Here is a 1,413-nt window from a genome sequence, read left to right on the forward strand (position 1 = left end):
GCTTTATATTCCAATTGTCTATTAAACTCATAAAAACTGACATCAACAAGAGATTTAGCTAATTTATGATTTTTTATCATACCGTTTACATTCAAACTTTCAAGTCCTATATAATCAAAATTTCTTATAATAATACTTGTGATTTTATGTAAAAAATCATTTCTGATATTAGAAATTTTAGAGTGTAATTTATTTAGCTTCATACTTGCTTTTAGATAATTATTTGATTTTTTAACATCTTTTAAAGCTTCTTGCTTGGTTTTTGCGTGAAGTTTTTTTGAAAGCTGCCTTTGTCTTTTAACTAAAAGTCTATTTAGCTTATTTAATGGCTTTGGTGCTTTTATCTGTAAGCCGTTAGATAAGCTAATAAACTCTTTAATACCTAAATCTATACCTACACTTTGTTTATTGCAATTTGCTATTTTATGTGTTTTATTATATTCATCTTTTGATATTTCAACGCAAAAAGATGCGTAAAATTTATTTGCTTTTTGTGAGATTGTTACGCTATTTATCTTGCCTTTAAATCTTAGCTTCTCTTTCATTTTTACAAGTCCAAAATTTGGAATTTTTAGATATTTTTCATTTTTAATTATAACTTGGTCTCCACCTATATAGTAACTACCGAAATTTTCTTTTTTCTTTTTAAATTTTGGATAACTTAACTTGCCTTGTTTTAAATCTCTAAAAAATTTATTAAAAGCTAGATTTAAATTTAAAAATGGTTGTTGAGTTGCATATTTACTAACATCATAAACAAATGGAAACTGCTCTTTTTTAATAACGTTAAATTCTTTTTTTAAATCTAAATATGATTTTTTAATACCTTGCTTATAATACTCTTGCCATTTAGCAAGTCCCCAGTTATAAGCTAAACGAGAACAGCCAAAAGCTTTTTTAAAATGAGTGATTGCTTTATTGTTTGGTTTTAATTCTATTTTATGAGATATTGTTAAATTAGTTACTAATTTAGTCTTATTCATTAATATTTGAAACCACCACTTTTTGCATATCATCTAAAAGTTTTTTATTTTTCTTTGAACGAGAACCATAAAGTCTAGCTGAAAATACTGTTATAATTTCTAAAACATCTTTTGCTAATTCTTCTTCAAATTTCACACTTTCTTCGCCTTTGTTTATAATTATAACTTCTACTTCTTTTGCCTGACATATTGAAAATACAAGCTCTGCTCCAAATCTTAATAATCTATCTTTATGAGTTAAAACAAGTCTTTTTACTTGTCCTTCAAGTATTAAATTTAAAAGTTTAGTTAAACCTTTTTTATAGTAATTCATACCACTACCTAAATCTTGTATAATTTCATAATTAAAGCCTTGTTTAGAACAATATAATTCTAATACTTGAATTTGTCTAATTAAATCATCTTTTTGGTCGTGAGAACTTACTCTTGC

The 1,413-nt window shown here is 25.1% G+C and carries 2 protein-coding genes; both read right to left on the reverse strand.

Features of this window, described 5'->3' with window-relative positions; genetic code table 11:
- Positions 1–983, reverse strand: a 983-nt coding sequence (locus O6B72_RS09280; RefSeq protein WP_269492986.1) for an RNA-guided endonuclease InsQ/TnpB family protein, incomplete at its 3' end; no start/stop codon positions are given.
- On the reverse strand, positions 976–1,413 hold a 438-nt coding region (locus O6B72_RS09285), incomplete at its 5' end, for an IS607 family transposase (protein ID WP_269492987.1). The genes O6B72_RS09280 and O6B72_RS09285, both read right to left, overlap by 8 nt.

The sequence above is a fragment of the Campylobacter ureolyticus genome (assembly GCF_027277485.1).
GTDB classification, from domain to species: Bacteria; Campylobacterota; Campylobacteria; order Campylobacterales; family Campylobacteraceae; genus Campylobacter_B; species Campylobacter_B ureolyticus_B.